The 16,778-nt window shown below is 66.0% G+C and carries 14 protein-coding genes and 1 riboswitch; of the genes, 12 read left to right on the top strand and 2 right to left on the bottom strand.

Features of this window, described 5'->3' with window-relative positions; translation table 11 throughout:
- Together RPR59_RS02030 and RPR59_RS02035 are read right to left on the bottom strand one after the other, a co-directional pair.
- Positions 1-1,788, bottom strand: a complete 1,788-nt coding sequence (locus RPR59_RS02030) for a thiamine pyrophosphate-requiring protein (RefSeq protein WP_313916148.1) — start codon at positions 1,786-1,788, stop codon at positions 1-3.
- Between the two features lie 103 nt (positions 1,789-1,891).
- Positions 1,892-3,130 (bottom strand): alpha-hydroxy acid oxidase, encoded by a 1,239-nt coding sequence (locus RPR59_RS02035; protein ID WP_313916151.1) that lies wholly within the window; start codon positions 3,128-3,130, stop codon positions 1,892-1,894.
- Positions 3,131-3,260: 130 nt separating this feature from the next.
- Here RPR59_RS02035 and RPR59_RS02040 point away from each other — a divergent pair, with 130 nt between their 5' ends.
- The 12 genes from RPR59_RS02040 (at position 3,261) to RPR59_RS02095 (ending at position 16,771) form a co-directional block, all read left to right on the top strand.
- Positions 3,261-4,598: a lipopolysaccharide biosynthesis protein gene (locus tag RPR59_RS02040; RefSeq protein WP_313916154.1), complete on the top strand. Its 1,338-nt coding sequence runs from the start codon at positions 3,261-3,263 to the stop codon at positions 4,596-4,598.
- Positions 4,599-4,638: 40 nt separating this feature from the next.
- A complete protein-coding gene (locus RPR59_RS02045) occupies positions 4,639-5,367 on the top strand; it encodes a phosphocholine cytidylyltransferase family protein (RefSeq protein ID WP_313916156.1) in 729 nt (242 codons plus the stop codon).
- Complete coding sequence (locus tag RPR59_RS02050) at positions 5,364-6,476, top strand: hypothetical protein (RefSeq protein WP_313916158.1); 1,113 nt, start codon at positions 5,364-5,366, stop codon at positions 6,474-6,476. The genes RPR59_RS02045 and RPR59_RS02050 overlap by 4 nt, the downstream gene beginning before the upstream one ends.
- 50 nt (positions 6,477-6,526) lie before the next feature.
- Positions 6,527-7,657, top strand: a complete 1,131-nt coding sequence (locus RPR59_RS02055) for a CDP-alcohol phosphatidyltransferase family protein (RefSeq protein WP_313916160.1) — start codon at positions 6,527-6,529, stop codon at positions 7,655-7,657.
- A 131-nt stretch (positions 7,658-7,788) separates the two neighbouring features.
- Entirely contained in the window at positions 7,789-8,265 is a 477-nt protein-coding gene (locus tag RPR59_RS02060) for a DUF2141 domain-containing protein (protein WP_313916163.1), read from the top strand.
- 130 nt (positions 8,266-8,395) lie between these two features.
- Positions 8,396-9,451: a diacylglycerol/lipid kinase family protein gene (locus tag RPR59_RS02065; RefSeq protein ID WP_313916165.1), complete on the top strand. Its 1,056-nt coding sequence runs from the start codon at positions 8,396-8,398 to the stop codon at positions 9,449-9,451.
- Complete coding sequence (locus RPR59_RS02070) at positions 9,448-10,362, top strand: hypothetical protein (RefSeq protein WP_313916167.1); 915 nt, start codon at positions 9,448-9,450, stop codon at positions 10,360-10,362. The genes RPR59_RS02065 and RPR59_RS02070 overlap by 4 nt, the downstream gene beginning before the upstream one ends.
- Entirely contained in the window at positions 10,359-11,117 is a 759-nt protein-coding gene (locus RPR59_RS02075) for an NTP transferase domain-containing protein (protein ID WP_313916169.1), read from the top strand. The genes RPR59_RS02070 and RPR59_RS02075 overlap by 4 nt, the downstream gene beginning before the upstream one ends.
- 45 nt (positions 11,118-11,162) lie before the next feature.
- Positions 11,163-11,226: riboswitch (Fluoride riboswitch) on the top strand.
- A 53-nt stretch (positions 11,227-11,279) separates the two neighbouring features.
- Positions 11,280-11,654, top strand: a complete 375-nt coding sequence (crcB, locus tag RPR59_RS02080) for a fluoride efflux transporter CrcB (RefSeq protein ID WP_313916172.1) — start codon at positions 11,280-11,282, stop codon at positions 11,652-11,654.
- A gap of 313 nt (positions 11,655-11,967) precedes the next feature.
- Positions 11,968-14,637 (top strand): TonB-dependent receptor, encoded by a 2,670-nt coding sequence (locus tag RPR59_RS02085; RefSeq protein WP_313916175.1) that lies wholly within the window; start codon positions 11,968-11,970, stop codon positions 14,635-14,637.
- A gap of 208 nt (positions 14,638-14,845) precedes the next feature.
- Positions 14,846-15,583, top strand: coding sequence for a FadR/GntR family transcriptional regulator (locus RPR59_RS02090; RefSeq protein ID WP_313916177.1), 738 nt, complete (start codon positions 14,846-14,848; stop codon positions 15,581-15,583).
- A 96-nt stretch (positions 15,584-15,679) separates the two neighbouring features.
- Positions 15,680-16,771 carry a family 43 glycosylhydrolase gene (locus RPR59_RS02095; RefSeq protein ID WP_313916179.1) on the top strand — a complete coding sequence of 364 codons (1,092 nt, stop codon included), beginning with the start codon at positions 15,680-15,682 and terminating at the stop codon, positions 16,769-16,771.
- The last annotated feature ends 7 nt before the right edge of the window (positions 16,772-16,778 follow it).

Genomic DNA, 16,778 nt, shown 5'->3' on the forward strand with positions numbered 1-16,778 from the left:
TCAGTCTTCGTCGCGGCCCAGGACGCTGGCGAAGAGCTGCTTCGCGCTTCCCTTGATCAGATGCTCCTCCTCCGGATCGCCTTTCACGATGGCGGAGGTGAATGCCTTGGCCTGGGCCAGGGTGATGTGCGGCGGCAGGGGCGGGACTTCCGGATCGCTCTTCACCTCGATGACGGTCGGCCGGTCGGAGGCGAGCGCCGTTTCCCACGCCGCGCCGATCTGGTCGAAATGATCGACATAGATACCGCCCAGCCCGATCATCTCGGCGAACTTGTGATAGGCGACGTTCGGGATCTGCTGCGTCGCCTCGAACTTGGGATTGCCTTCCTGGACGCGCTGCTCCCACGTGACCTGGTTCAGGTCTTCATTGTTGAGCACCAGGACAACGAAGGTGGGCGTCGACCATTTGTGCCAGTATTTGGAAACCGTGATCAGCTCGGCCATGTTGTTCATTTGCATGGCGCCGTCACCGACGCTGGCGATGACGGGCCGATCGGGATGGCAGAACTTCGCGGCGATGGCATAGGGCACACCGGCACCCATCGAGGCGAGACCGCCCGAAAGCGATGCCATCATGTCACGGCGGATATAGACGTCGCGGGCATACCAGTTGGCGCACGAGCCCGAGTCGCTGGTCAGGATCGCGCGGTCGGGCAGGCGCTTCGACAGTTCGCGAAAGACGAGTTGCGGATTGACCGGATTGGCGGAGACGTTCGCACGCTCCTCCAGTTTCTCCTCCCAGTCCTCTTTCCAGCCGGCGATTTGGTCGCGCCAATCGGTGCCCTTCTGCTGCAGCAGCGGCAGCAATGCCTCGATCGTCGCCTTGAGGTCGCCGGTGAGCGGCACCTCCATCGGATAGCGCAGCGACAGCATGCCGGGATCGATGTCGACCTGCACGCCGCGCGCCTGGCCCTCCTTCGGCAGGAACTCGGAATAGGGAAAGCCCGAGCCGAGCATCAGGAAGGTGTCGCACTCCTGCATCATATTGTCGCTGGGCTCGGTCCCGAGCAGGCCGATCGAGCCGGTCACCCATGGCAGGTCGTCCGGCAGCACCTGCTTGCCGAGCAGCGCCTTGGCCGCGCCGGCGCCGAGCTTGTCGGCGAGCTGGATGACCTCATCCTCGGCTCCCTTGGCGCCTGCACCGACGAGGATCGCCACCTTCTCGCCGGAATTGAGCGCTTCGGCGGCCCGGTGCAGGTCGGCATCGGTCGGCACGGTGCGCGGCGGTGTCCAGCCGACGCCGGAAAAGACCGCGCCGTGCTTGCGCGGCGGCTGCTTCATTTCGGCTTCCTGCACGTCGTTGGGGAAGGTCAGCGCGGTGACGCGGCGATGGCCGAGCGCGATGCGGCAGGCGCGGTCGATCAGGTGGCGCGACTGGGCGGGTGCTGCGACATATTCGTCGAACGCGCCGGCCACGTCCTTGAACAGCGACGGCGTGTCGATTTCCTGCTGATAATGCGCGCCGACCGCGGTGCGCGCCTGCTGGCCCACCAATGCCAGCACCGGCTGGTGATCCATTCGCGCGTCGTAGAGACCGGCGAGCAGATGCGCGGCGCCCGGTCCCGAAGTGGCGAGGCATACGCCCAATTCGCCGGTGAACTTGGCATGGGCCGAGGCCATGAACGCCGCCATTTCCTCATGCCGGACCTGAACGAATTCGAACCTGTCGCCGGCCCGGTCAAGCGCACCGAGAAGGCCGTTGATGCCGTCGCCGGGATACCCGTAGACCCGGCGCACCCCCCATTGATGCAATCGGTCCCAGACGAAGTCGCCTACGGTGTGCGCCATGATGCGCCTCCTTGAAAGTCTCGGAAAACTGCGGCTTTTGCTTTTGGTAACGGATTGCGTGCACGGCTGTTCCGAACGAAATCGGAATCCTGCCGTCGCCCGCTCAGACCACCGGCACCGGTATGCGGGGCATGTGGCGCAGGAGGGCCGGGGACAGGGCGTCGAGCGAGGCCATTCCGGCCTGTCCCAGCTCGTTCATCATCTGCTTTCGCAGGATGTCGAGCGCGCGGTAAACGCCGTCCGCACCGCCCGCGCACAGCCCGTACAATGCCGCTCGCCCGGTCAGCACCGCATCGGCGCCAAGTGCCAGCGCCTTTATGATGTCGGTGCCGTGACGGATGCCGCCGGACATATAGAGCGCGGTGGCGCCGCCGACGATTTCCCGGGCCTCCGGCAGGATGTCGAGGGCGGAGACCGCCCAGTCCATCTGGCGCCCGCCATGACTGCCGAGGATGATGCCGTCGACGCCGCTGTCCCTGGCGCGGCGCACATCCTCGAGGTTGAGCAGGCCCTTGACGAAGAAGGGCTTCGGCCAGCGTGCCCGGATCCTGGCGACGTCGTCCCAGGACAGGGTCTTGGGCATCTGTTCGCGGATCCAGGTCGCGCTGTCGAAGAAGCTGCGCTTGTCCTTCGGCACGAAGTCGATGACATTGGAAAATTCGGGCATACCGTGCGCCACCGTGGCCGCCGCCCAGCGCGGGTGCCGGGCGGCGTCCAGCATCGCGGCGAGCGTCGGCCAACCGCCCGGATAGCGGGTGCGCGAATTCCATTCGCGATCGCCGAAGATCTGCGCATTGGTGGTCAGCACCAGCGCCTCGCAGCCGGCCGCATCGGCGCGGCGCAGCAATTCCTGCCACACTTCCTCGCCGCCGAAGACGTAGAGCTGCCACCAGTGGCGCAGGCCCTCTATTTCGGCCACCCGCTCGATGGAATCGTTCGACATGGTCGACTGGATATAGGGAACGCCCATGCGCGCGGCGCCTTGCGCCAGCGCGGTATCGCCACGGTGCAGGAACAGCGCGTTGAGGCCCGTGGGCGCGATCGCGAGCGGCATGGCGGCTTCGCGGCCGAGGATGTCGCGCTTGGTGCTCCGATTCGATTCGTCGACCAGGATATGCGGCTGGAAGCGCCATTCGGCGAATGCCTCGCGCTCGCGACGGACGGTCGCTTCCTCGCCCGCCCCGCCTTCGAGATATTCCAGGACGAAGCGCGGCATCAGCCTGTGGGTGCGCGCGCGCAGATCGGCGATCGCCCGGGCGCGCTCCAGATTCCGGCCGGTGTAATAGCGCCGGGGCGGGCTGCCATCCATTTGCGCGACACTCGATCTGGGGCGAACGGCCATATCCTTCCTTCCGGAGGCCAAGCGTTTGCAACCACAAGCGAATTGCCGGGATCGGGGTTCCACGCCCGCCGCCGCGCCGCGCTTCATGCTTTCGTATCGCGCGACGGTCGCCTAAGGGAACGCCGCGACCATGAACGATCCCAGCCCGTCCTCCACGACAGCAGACCGGCCGCGCGGCCTGCGCGCCGCGGCGCAGAATCTCGGCTGGCTGCTCGCCAATCGCGGATTGCTGGCGGTGCTGTCGATCGTCTATCTCGGCATCGCCGCCCGGGCGCTGTCGATCCATGATTTCGGTCGGTTCGCGCTGATCACCGGCGCATCGCGCGCGCTGGCGACGCTGGTGATGTTCCAGACCTGGCAGATCGTGGTCCAATATGGCGTGGAACCCCTGCATATGCGCGACGAGGGCCGCCTGGCGCGGCTGTTCCGCGCCTGCGCCATTCTGGACGGGGCCAGTGCGGTGGTCGGCATCGGCCTGGCGATCCTCATCCTCGATCTGTGGGGCGACGATTTCGGCATCGGGCCGGCGCTGTGGCGCGACACGGTGATCTTCCTCGTCGTCCAGCTCGTGACCCTGCGCTCGACGCCGCTCGGTATCCTGCGCCTGCGTGATCGCTTTTCGCTGGCGGCGCTGGCGGACAGCATGACGCCGCTGACGCGGTTCATCGGCGCATTGATCGCCCTTGCCGTGATGCCGACGGTCCAGGGATTTCTCTACGTCTGGGCGGCGGCTGAAATCGTGACCGCCGCGGTCTATTGGACGATCATGGCGCGGACCGGCGACCTCGGCCGGATCTGGCGCGCCCGCGCGGGGGGACGCCGGGTATTCGACGACAATCCGGGCATCACCAAATTCGCACTCAGCACCTGCGCCAACTCGACGCTCGGCCTGTCGTCGAACCAGGTGCCGCTGCTGCTGGTGGGCGGCTTTGTCGGGCCGGGCGCGGCCGGCATGTTCCGTCTGGCCTTTCAGATCGCCAATGCGCTCGCCAAACTGTCGCAGCTCATCGCGCGCGCGGCGTTCCCGGAAATCGTCCGCCTGGTACGAACCCGCGGCGCCGCCAATCTGTACCGGATGCTCGGCAAGATATTCGCGGGGTCCAGCCTGGCGGCACTGGTGATCCTGGCGCTGGTCGCGGTCGCCGGCAAGACGCTTCTGACGCTGATCGGCGGCCCCGAATATGCCGCTGCCTATGTGGTGTTGCTGTGGCTTGCCGCAGCCGGCTGCATGGAATTGTCGGCAGTGGGATTCGAGCCGCTCCTGATGGCCGTGCACCGTGCGCCCACGGCGCTGTGGTCACGCGCGGTCGCGGCGGCGGTAATGGTCGCGGCGACGGTTGCGTTGCTGCCGCGGCTGGGCGCGGTGGGCGCCGCGATCGGCGTCTTCATGGGCTCGATCCTGGCGGCGCTGCTGCTGGGCGTGAACAGTATCCGCCACGCCCGGCGCGACGTCGGCGACGCCGCGTGACGCTGGACGAGGCGGCAGGGATCGGGCGATAGCGGGGATCATGAAGGGAATCATTCTCAGTGCCGGACAGGGCTCGCGCCTCCTGCCGCTCACGGCGACGATGCCGAAATGCCTGGTCGAGGTCGGCGGCGCCAGCATCCTCGATCACCAGCTCCATGCGCTGGCGGCCGCGGGCATGGGCGAAGCGGTGATCGTCGGCGGCTATCGCATTGGCCAGATCGCTGAACATCTGGAGGCGGCACGACCGCCGCTACCGACGCGCCTCGTGTTCAATCCCTTCTGGGCGGTCGCGAGTAGTATCGGCAGCGTCTGGGCGGCGCGTCCGCATCTGGACGGCGACTTCTGCCTGATGAACGGCGACACCGTGTTCGACGCCGCGGTGATCGCGGACGCGGGCAAGCGGGCGGAGGAAGGAGTGTCGCTGCTCATCGATCCGGTCGAGCGGCTGGAACCGGACGACATGCGCGTGGCGTTCGATCACGGCCTGGTAGGCGACGTCGCCAAGCATCTGGCGGAAGAGGCGACGACGCACCGTTCGCTGGGCGTCATCCTCGCCCGCGGGGCGGGGTCCGATCGCTACCGGACGGGTCTGGAAACGGTCATCGCCGGACCGAACGGCACGATGGCCTATCATCACGCCATCATCGCCCATATCGCGCGCGAGGGCATGGTTCACGGCATCGTCAATCGCGGCGGATGCTGGCGCGAGGTCGATCGCCCCGAAGACATCGAAAGCTGGATGCACGACCACGAGGCCGCCGCCAGATGACGGCGCCGGTGCATTTCCTCTTTCTGGGCGAAACGCTTCTCATCCCCCATCTCTATCCGGTGGTGGAGGCGCTGGCGAAGCGCCGGCCGCGATTGCCAATCGATATCTGGGTCGCGACCTCGGTCCATGAGCGCTTGCTGGGCGACTGGCTGGGCCGGTTCGGGCCGCATGCAGCGCGCATCCGAAGGGCGCCGGGCTTTCGCAGGCTGGAGATCGCCGACGGGCACAACCCGCCGCTGCCGCCCAAGATTCCGACTTTGTTGCGGCTGGCGCCCCGGCTGCGCGGCGCCTCGGTCGTGGTCTGCGTCGAACAGACCAGCCTCTGGCTTCCGGTCGTGCTGCCGATGCGGGCGAGGTTCATCAAACTGCTGCACGGCGCCGGGTCGATGATGTCGCGCGACGACCGGCGCCGCAAAGTTCCCTGGCGCACGCTGGTGCCGTCGGAGCGCGAACGCGATGCGCTGATCCGGCACGGCGTCGCGGCCGACCGCATTCGCGTGATCGGATATGCCAAGGCGAGCTTCGTCCATAATCGCGCGGGCGAAGTGATCGGCCGCGACGGCGGCCGGCCGACGGTTCTTTATACGCCGCACTGGCAGCGGCACCGTTCCTCCTGGTGGGCGATGGGGCCGCAAGTGCTGGAACGGCTGATCGCCGCCGGCCGCTATCGCATCATCTTCGCGCCGCACCAGCGACTGATCGAAAAGGCGCCCGATGTCGCCGAAGTGGCGGCCGCGCTGGCCGATGTGCCGAACGTCCACTGCGATCTGGGCAGCTTCGCCGGCGTCGACGGCAGCTATACGCGTGCCGCCGACATCTATCTGGGCGATACGTCGAGCCAGGTGGTCGAATTCCTGATGACGCCGCGGCCCTGCCTGTTCCTCGATCCCGCGCGGACCGTGTGGCAGGGCGATCCGTCCTACGCCATGTGGGAATGCGGCGAGGTGATCCACGACACCGATCACCTGATCCCCGCGCTCGACCGTGCCGACGACGTGCACCCGCGCTATTTGCCCGCGCAACGGCGGTTCGCGCGGGAGTCGCTCGGCGATATCGGCGGCGGCGCGCCCGACCGCGCGGTCGACGAAATTCTCGCCGCGCTGCACTGATCCGGAGACTCCACCCTCGCAAATCGCGGCAAATCCGCTATCGGGGCGATATGCAGCATCAGCGGAATGCCCATGACAAGACCGTCGCCGCTGTCGGCGACAATCCGACGCCGATCTGGGGGATGAGCGTGCGCGAGCGGCTGCGCCGCATCGCCGCCGCGCGCAACCTCGCCGCCGCGCCGTCAACCGAGGAGGCCGCAATACTGGCGAACAGCGCGTTCGTCTTCGATCCCGTCTGGATGGCGCATATCGAGGATCAGCCGGGCACCGTGCTGACGCGCGACGGCGTACCGGTACTCGCGCATCCCGCCAACGACGAACAGCGCCGGCTGGTCCTCGCCGCGATGCGGGCGGACGAGGCGCTGGGCCACGGCCGCGGCATCACGATCCTGCGGGCGGAAGACGAGCGCGGAATCTTCAACGAGGCGCTGCGCAAGCGCGAACGGCCCTTTGCCGAGCGGCTGACGCCGGCCACGGTGCGAGCGATCGAGCGGGCAAGCTATGTCGGCGCCTATAAGGGCGTGACCGACCTTCTGACCAAATATCTGTGGCCCGAATGGGCGTTCGCGCTCACCCGGATCGCGGCCCGTCTCGGCATCACGCCCAACCAGGTGACGGCGCTGGGCTCGCTGCTGTGCATCGTCGCCACGGTCTGCTTCTGGTACGGCTGGTTCTGGACGGGCCTCGCGACCGGTCTCGTCTTCATGGTGCTCGACACCGTCGACGGCAAGCTGGCGCGCTGCACCATCACCTCGTCCGCGCTCGGCAACGCCTGGGATCACGGTGTCGACCTGGTCCATCCGCCGATCTGGTGGTGGGCCTGGGCGCGCGGCTGCGCCGTGTACGGCGTGCCGCTGGACGACCGCACCTTCTGGCTGGTCATTGGCACGATGCTGGTCGGCTATGTCGCGCAGCGGCTGATCGAGGGGGCGTTCATCTTGCGCTTCGGCATGCATATCCATGTCTGGCGACGCTTCGACAGCCGTTTTCGGCTCGTCACCGCCCGGCGCAATCCCAACATGGTGATCCTGTTTGCCGCCATGCTGATCGGGCGACCGGATTACGGCATCGTCGCCGTCGCGGTCTGGACGGCGTTCTCGCTCGTGGTGCACCTCGTCCGGCTGGTGCAGGCAATGCTGGTGCGGGGCGGCGGCCGTCCGGTGGAAAGCTGGCTCGCCTGACCAAGCGTGCCGAACCGTTCCCGGTTCGCACACGAAATCGCCACAATCCGTCCATCTTCGGCGTTCAGGGTCCACTCAGGCGACCGGCACTAATGCGGCGCGCTCGACGATGGGATTTGCGAGGAAACACCGTGCGCCGCTCACTTCACCACGCTCTCGCCGCGATGCTGGGCCTCGCCTTCGCCGGCATTCCGCCCGCGAATGCCGATGCCGGCTGCACCGGCCGGTCCGGCGGCGGCGCCGTCAAGCTGAACGTCGTGGCGAGCGGCCTGCGCGATGCGAAGGGGGAGGTCGCCTTCACCATCTATCCCGACGACCGCAGCCGCTTTCTGGCCTCGCACGGCAAGCTTTTGCGTGCCCGCGTACCGGCACGCGCGCCGGTAACGCGGGCCTGTTTCTGGCTGAAGCCGGGCCATTATGCCGCGGCGATCTATCACGACGCCAATGCCGACCACGATTTCAACCGCACGCTGTTTTCGATCAAGGAAGGGTTCGGCTTTTCCAACGACGCGCCGACGACGCTGGGACTGCCGTCTTTCGCCGATGCGCGCTTTCCGGTGGCGCAGAATGGCGGCACGATCACCATCAGGATGCGGTATTCGCGATGAGACGAGACTGGTGCCGGGTTGATTTCGTGGACGATCCGGTCCAAAAACGCTTTGTTTCCGTAACAACGTATGGATTTTCGGCTCCGCGCTCAATATCTGAGCGGGGTTGCGATATTGACTGGCGATTGAATTGAGCAAGCCTCACTCCTTCTTCAGCGGCCCGGATGCCGTCCCGACCGGCACCAGAGTCCGCCATGACCGGCGTTCCGCCGACCTGGCGTTCCAGGGGCCGTTGACGCCTGTGCGCGTGCGCGGGGCGGACGGCAATCTCGGCCGGCCGCTGACCATCGGCGTCGTCAGCAATCCCAAGAGCCATCTGAACGGCGGCAGCAGCCATTTCCCGCCGGCGCTGCGCAGCCAGACGCTGTTCGCATCGCCGCAGACGCGCAATGACCTGCAGGACCAGCTCGACGATTTCGCCGCTCGCGGGGTCGACATGCTCGTCATCGACGGCGGCGACGGCACGGTGCGCGACGTTCTGACTGCGGCGCGCAAGGCGTTCCGGCGCATGCCGTGCGTCGCGGTCCTGCCTTCGGGCAAGACCAATGCGCTGGCGCTCGACCTCGGCATTCCTGTCCACTGGTCGGTTCGCTCGATGCTCGACGCGCTGCGCGCCGGCCGGATCGCGACCCGCGCGCCGGTGGAGGTCTGGCGCCGCGGTGCCGATCGACCCGAACATGTCGGCTTTCTGCTCGGCGCCGGCGCGTTCGTGCGGGCCACGTCGCTGGCGCAGAAAACCCACCGCGTCGGTGCGTTCAACGGCATGGCGGTGGGGCTGTCGCTGATGTGGAGCATCGCCCAGACGCTGTTCGGGTCGGCCGAGAATGTCTGGCGGCAGGGCGATCGCATGCGCATTCGCGGCGACGTGACGGTCGACCGTTCCTTCTATCTTGTGCTCGCCTCGACGCTGGAGCGTCTGCCGCTGGGGCTCAAGCCCTTCGGCCGGCGTCGTGCGGGGCTGAAGGTGCTGGCGGTGGACGCGCCGCCGAAGAAGCTCGCCTGGCATCTCCCGTTCCTGCTGGCGGGGTCGGAATCGCGGCGACTGGCCGATAACGGCTATCACCATGGCAGCCCTCAATCGTTCGAACTCGATCTCGACGGTGAGTTCATCCTCGACGGCGAACGGTATCCCGGCGGCGAACTCCTGATCCGGATGGGCGAGCCGCTGCACTTCGTCGTACCGTGACGGATGCGCTCGCGACGTTCGTCGCGCGCGAAATCGCGGCGTCCGTTCCCGACGACATCGCGGCACTGGCCGGCATTCTGGCCGAGCGCAGCGGCGCCGATGCGGTCCTGTTCTACGGCTCCGCCCTGCGCACCGGCGACCGCGACGGCGTACTCGACTTCTACGTGCTGCTGCCCGCGGTCCGCGACCGCGGCATTCGCGGCCTGGCGAGCCGCTTGCTCTGGCCCGACGTCTCGTTCGAGGAAATTCGCGTGCGGGGCCGGGTGCTCCGCGCCAAGGTCGCCACGATGACCATGGCACAATTCGCCGCCGCCTGCCGCGACGGGGGTATCGACACCACCATCTGGGCGCGCTTCGTCCAGCCATCTGCGCTTGCCTGGGCGACATCGGAATCGGCGCGCCGGCGGGTTATCGCCGCCATTGCCGATGCAGCGGCGACGGCCGCCGGTTACGCCGCGCTTCTCGGGCCGGAAAAGGGGACGGCGGCGGCTTATTGGCGGGCGCTGTTCCGCGCCACCTATACGACCGAGTTGCGGGTCGAACCGGCAGGGCGGGAGGGGCAGATCATCGGCAATGCGCCCGCACATTTCGAGGCATTGCTGCCGCTCGGCTGGGACCGGGCGAGGATCGCTTATTCGTCGGCCGACGACATGCTGGCGCCGACCCTGCCGGCGGCAAGGCAGCGACGGCTGGCGCGGCGCTGGCGGGCGCGGCGCCGGCTGGGCAAGCCGCTGAACGCGGCCCGGCTGACAAAGGCGAGCTTCACCTTCGCCGGCGCCGGGCGCTACGCCCTGTGGAAGATTGAGCGGCATACCGGTATCGGGATCGAACCGACCCCGTGGCGGCTGCGCCATCCGGTCCTGGCGGCGCCGGGCGTGCTGTGGCGCGTCTGGCGAGGCCGGGTGCGATGAGGTTCGACGCCGTTATCCTGGCCGGATCGCGCGGGCCGCAGGACGCATTGGCGCACCATGCCGGCGTCAGCGACAAGGCGCTGATCTCCTTCGAGGGCCGGCCCATGCTGGCGCACGTGATCGCCGCGGTGCGAAGTGCCGGAGCGGGTCGCATAGCGGTCTCCAGCAACAGTGCACCGGTCCGCGCGCTGGCGCAGCAATGCGGTGCGGAAGTGCTGGACGCCGCTGCCGGACCCAGCGGGAGCGCGGCGGCCGCGCTCGATCATCTGGGCACCCCGCTACTGGTCGCGACGGCGGATCATCCGCTGCTGCAGCGCGAATGGATTACGCAGTTCCTCGCCGCATGTCCGGCCTATGCGGACATCGCCGCGCTGCTGGCGGAGCGTTCCGTCGTGGAAGCCGCGGCGCCGGAGACGCGCCGCACCTATCTTCGCTTTGCGGACGGCGACTGGTCCGGGTGCAATCTGTTCTTCTGCGCCACGCCGGCAGCGCGCGGCGCCATCGACCTGTGGCGTTCGATCGAGGCGGATCGCAAGCGGCCGTGGCGGATCGTCCGCCGCCTGGGGCCGCGCATGCTGCTCGGTTATCTGACGGGAAGGCTGGCGCTGGCAACTGCGGTCCGGCGGCTGGGCGCGCTTACCGGCGCCCGCGCTGCCATCGTCGCCTCTCCCTTCGGCGAGGCGGCGATCGACGTGGACAAGCCCGCCGATATCGCGCTGGTGCGCGACCTTCTGGCCGCCCGTCGGACCGGATAAGATTGCCGGGGCTTGTCAGCGCCGCGACAGCCGCTATCGGAAAACGCCGATGATGGGGATGGAGTGCCCCCGATAACCGCCTGCCGAGGCTGATGACTCCTGCCGTTCGTCAACCGGGTGAGGCGGACCTGCGGTCGCGTCGCCCTGCGGGAGAAGCGCGTTATGGAATTCCTGGTGGTCTTTGTCGGCGCGGGCCTGGGCGGCGCCTGCCGCCACGGCGTGGGCATTGCCGCGCTGAAGCTGTTCGGCAGCGCCTTTCCGGTGGGAACGCTGACCGTGAACGTGCTGGGGTCGCTGCTGATGGGGGCCTTGGTGGCGCTGTTCGCGCTGAAGATCGAGACGAGCCAGGCGACGCGCCTGTTCCTCACGACCGGCTTTCTGGGCGGATTCACCACATTTTCCACGTTTTCGCTCGATGCGGTCACGCTGTTCGAGCGCGGTCGCATCGGGCTGAGCATGGTCTATGTGCTGGCGAACGTCATCGGCGGCTTCGCCGCTCTCGCACTTGCTTTGATCCTCTTGCGCCGGCTGGGCTGAAGCGGAACTCGATCGCGCAAGGGTGGGTCGCACCGCCATAGCGATGCCGATGACCGGCTTGCCCGATTGCAGCTCTTCCAGGCTGATGCCGGAATCCATGTAGCGATCGAGAGCGGGTCATGCCGACGTTGCTCGAATCGTCGAATCAAGGTGCGCGGACGTGGGCGCCTCGCCGCCCTCTTGTTTGCGCGCATTTGGGCCATTTTTCGCCTCTTTCCTCCGCCTGGGCCAGCCGCTTCAAACACGCTTGACTGTGTATAAAATATTACTAATAGTGGCGAACGATAACAATAACGGTCCAAGGAGAGGGGTGATGAACGTGCAGAAAAGTTTGTTTGTCGGCGTGGCCACGGCCGCCCTGATGGGTAGCCATGCGGTGCCCGCTTACGCGACAGGCAAGGACGCGACGTCCGGTGGCGGCACGCAGCAGGCGGTGCCGAGCCAGACCAGCCAGGACAATGAGCAATCAACGGCGGCTCAGGATCAGGCGGCAATTCCCGACGAGATCGTCGTAACCGGCATCCGCGCGAGCCTCGAGTCCGCTCAGGCGCGCAAGCGCACTGCCAACACCATTGTCGATTCCATCGTCGCCGACGATATCGGCAAGCTGCCCGACACGAACACGACCGAGGCGCTGCAGCGCATTTCCGGCATTCAGGTTTCGCGTGATCGCGGCGAAGGCGGTTCGGTCGCGATTCGCGGCCTGACCCAAGTGCTCACCACGCTCGACGGTCGCGAAATCTTCACCGCCGGCGGTGGGCGTGGCTACAACCTGCAGGATTTCCCGGCCGAACTCCTCGCGGGCGTGGATGTCTATAAGACGCCGACTGCCGACCTCATCGAAGGCGGCATTGGCGGCGTCATCGACTTGCGCACCCGCAAGCCGCTCGACATGGACGGTCTGGTGATCAGCGGCAGTCTTCGCGGCCGTTATCAAGATCTGGTCGACAAGGTCAGCCCGCTCGCCTCGCTGCTCGTCAGCGACAAATGGGATACCGGCGTGGGTGAGATGGGGCTGCTCGTCAGCGGCTCCTATCAGGAGCGTGCCTTCCGCTCGGATATCGAAGCTGTGGGCGCGCCAAGCGAACGCACAGATCTGATCGCCGGCCGGACCATCGTCACGCCGAACGGCGATTATGAGCCGCTGGTGGACGGCACGCGCCGCCGTATCGGCTTGGGCGCCACCTTCCAGTGGAAGCCGACGCCGGAACTCGAACTCTATGCCCAGGCGGGATATCAGGAATTCCGCTCGATTCAGCAGCAGCGCGGCCTGAACAATCCGACGAACGGTCTTTCGGTTGTGCCCGGTTCCGTTGAGACGTTCGACGGCACCGACGACTTCATGCGCGGCACCTTCCAGAATCTGGTGTCCTCAACGTTCGGCGTCACCCGCGATACCTACGACAAGAATCAGCAATATTCGGCCGGGTTCGATTGGGACAAGGGCGCGGCCAGGCTGACGGGTGATTTCACCTATCAGCACTCGACAAACGATCTCTATTATACCGAACAGGATCTCCAGATCACGGTTCCCGAGGCAACGCTCGATCTAAGCGGCAAGACGCCGACGATGAGCTTTGACGGCGTCGATCTGACGGATCTCTCCAACTACCGGCTCGGTTATACGACCCGCAGCGAGAATCACTATACCGGCAATTCCTACGCCGGGCGCCTCGACGGCGATTTCGAGATCGACAGCCCGTTCCTGTCGGGGTTCAAGACCGGTGTGCGCATCCAGAAGATGGACACCGCCTTTACGCCGATTCGATTCTTCCAGCCCGCCGGGGCAACGTCGGCAGCGAATTATTCCTCGTTGTTCGAAACCATGCCGTTCGACGACTTCTTCTTCAGCAATCCGACCTTCCCGCACGGCTATTACACCGCGGTCACGTCCAATCTGCGCAACGACTTTGACAGTGTGCGCGACGCCCTTGGTGTCGATGCGGAACCGGCGGTCGACCCGGCATCGGTCTATGACATGTCGGAAACGACGGTGGCCGGCTATGCGGAGATGCTGTTCAAGGTGGACAGCGGTCTGCGCTTCGACGGCAATGTCGGCGTTCGCGTAATCAAGACCGGCCTCAGCATCGACGGCAACCAGCGCTCGACCGTTGGCGGGGTGACCACCATCACGCCACAGACATATGACAACGACTATGTCAGCGTTCTGCCGAGCGCCAATGTGCGTTTTCATCTCACCGACGAGCTGCAGCTTCGCCTGGCGGCTTCGCAGACGCTCACCCGCCCGAATTTCAGCCAGCTTTCGCCTGCATTCACGCTGGTGCCGGCGCAGGGACAAGGATCGGGCGGCAACCCGGAGCTTGAACCGTTACGGGCCGATCAACTCGATGCGTCGCTGGAATATTATTTCTCGCCTACCGGTTCGGTCTATCTCGCCGGCTTCTACCGCAAGGTGAAGGGCTTCATCTTCACCAGTTCCAATCGGCAGACGATCGACGGCATCGACTACGTTATCAGTCAGCCGACCAACGGCGACGACGGTACGATCAAGGGCGTTGAAGTGGGCGGCCAGACGTTCTTCGACTTCCTGCCCGCTCCGTTCGACGGCTTCGGCGTCCAGGCGAACTATACCTTCATTGACAGCAGTACGCCGAGCGCGATTGCGGACTACACCACCCCGTTGCCCGGCCTTTCGAAGAGCAGCTTCAACATTAGCGGCCTCTATGAAAAATACGGCCTGTCGGTGCGCGTGGCGTACAACTATCGCTCGAAATATCTGAGCGCCCTCTACGGTCTGCCACTCGCCGGCGGCGGAAGCCAGAACATTCCCATCTACCGTCGCGGTTACGGGTGGCTGGACGCGTCGATCAACTATGACATCACGCCGAGCATCACGGTGACCCTGGAAGGCAGCAACCTGCTGCGCACGCGGGAATTCACTTATTTCGATCAGGAGACGCGGCCCAACAACATCTCGGTCGACGATCGCCAGATCATGGCGGGCATTCGCTTCAAGCTGTAACGCCACCGCCGCTCCGTCCATCGGGCGGGGCGGCGGCCGCACCGTTGGAAATCGCGCCGATAATTGATCTGTATGACCAGCAGCCGTCCGTGTAGCATGGGCCTCATGTCAGGATTTCGGGCTTGCGAGCGCTATCATGCTTGGTGACGACTTTGCCTCGGCCGCCAGAGTGGCCCTGCCCGGATCGCAGTTACAGGGGCTGGCCAGAATGTCATCCAAGTTTCAGAGATATACGGGCGGTGCGTTGTCGAGCCACGACCAGGTCGCTCGGGCGCTCGGCGCCGATATCATCACCGGCATCTATCCACCGGGTAGCAAGATTCCGCCCGAAGCGGAGATACTTGACCGGTTCGGAATTTCGCGGACCGTCCTGCGAGAGGTGCTCAAGACGCTTACCGCAAAGGGCCTTATCGTTTCCAAGACCAGGGTGGGCACGAAGGTGCTCGACCAGGCGCATTGGAACATGTTCGATTCCGATGTCCTGTCTTGGAAGGTCGCCAGCGGGTTCAACGCGGATTTCCAGCGCGATCTCACCGAGATCCGCCTTGCGATCGAGCCGGAGGCAGCGGCGCTGGCCGCGCAGCGGGCGACGCCCGACCAGATCGCCCTGCTGCGCCAGCGGGTGGAGGCGATGCGCGATGCCCGCGAAAGCCGCATCGCCTTCGCCGAAGCGGATCTGGCCTTTCACCAGGTGATCGGACGGGCATCGGGGAACATGCTCATGCGCTCGATTTCGGGCGTCATCGAAACCGCGCTGGTGGCATCCTTCACCATGGCCTCGCCGGTGGACGAGGATGCCGAACATGACAAGAGCGTTGGCCTGCACGCCAGGATCGTCGACGCCATCGAAGCGGGCGATTGCGACGCCGCCCGATCCGCGATGCGCAATACGATCGGACACGGGCGGCAACGGATCGACAAGGCCGAAAAACACAAGACGGGCTGATGCGGTCACCGGGGACATGCGGTGGCGGCAGCGCCGGTTTGCGCTTCGGGGGCGTGTCCGCGCCTTCGCTGCCCGTCTGTCATCCGGAGGAACAAGATGAATTTGCTCGACTATATGCCTTCGCGACGCCGTTTCCTCATCGGGTCGGCCATGGCCGGGGGCGCCGCCATGGTGGCGGGGTGCGCGCGCGGCGCGGGCGGCGGCCCGGGCGGATCCGGCGACCCAATCGCGGCCTATCGAACCCCCTACAAATACGGCCAACTGGTCCTGGAAGGCTCCCATAGGGAAGGCGCGTTCGACCAGAAGGCGGTCGATTGTCCCTTCGTCTTCTATCACGACGGCCGGTTCAACCTGCTCTACACCGGCTGGGACGGCACCGGATACCAGACGGGGCGAGCGGTGTCGGACGATCTCGTCAACTGGACGCGCGCCGGGATCATGCTGGCGCGCGATCCGAACGATCCCGTCACCCGCTACAACATCTCCTGCGCGTCGATCCTTCGCGAGAACGAGCTGTATTCGCCCGGCCGGCTGATCAGGGTGGACGGACGCTATCTGGCGGCGTGGCACGCCTATCCCAGTCCGGGATATGAACAGGGGGCCGCGGTGATCGGGCTCGCCTGGAGCGACGACCTGGTGAACTGGGAACGGACCGATCCGATCCTGCGCGCCGAGGATGGCGCCGATTGGGAGCGCGGCGGGCTGTACAAGCCGTACATCGTGAAGGACGGCGACACCTATCTGCTCTACTACAACGCCAAGACCACGGGAAATCCGTGGAAGGAGCAGACGGGTCTTGCCACGTCAAAGGATCTGAAGACCTGGACCCGCTATCCGGGCAATCCGATCATCCGCAACGGTGAACCCGGCGTGTCGGGTGATTCCTGGTTTGCCAGCGATCCGGTCGTCTACACCCATCAGGGCGAATGGTCGCTTTTCTATTTCGGCCGCGCCAAGGACGGCAAGTGCCGCGAATATCTGGCGCTTGGCGACGATCCCCTTCATTTCGACAAGGTGGCGGAGCCGCTGATCGACATCGGCGCGCCGGGCAGCATCGACGAGCATTTCGCCCATAAGCCCTCGCTCGTCTATCACGACGGCGCGCTCTATCATTTCTACACCGCAGTCAGCGGCAAATATCCCGACGATCTGCGCGGGATCACCGTCGCCCGCTCGAAGCCCTGGTGAGGGCGCG

Source organism: Stakelama saccharophila, assembly GCF_032229225.1.
GTDB classification, from domain to species: domain Bacteria; phylum Pseudomonadota; class Alphaproteobacteria; order Sphingomonadales; family Sphingomonadaceae; genus Sphingomonas; species Sphingomonas saccharophila.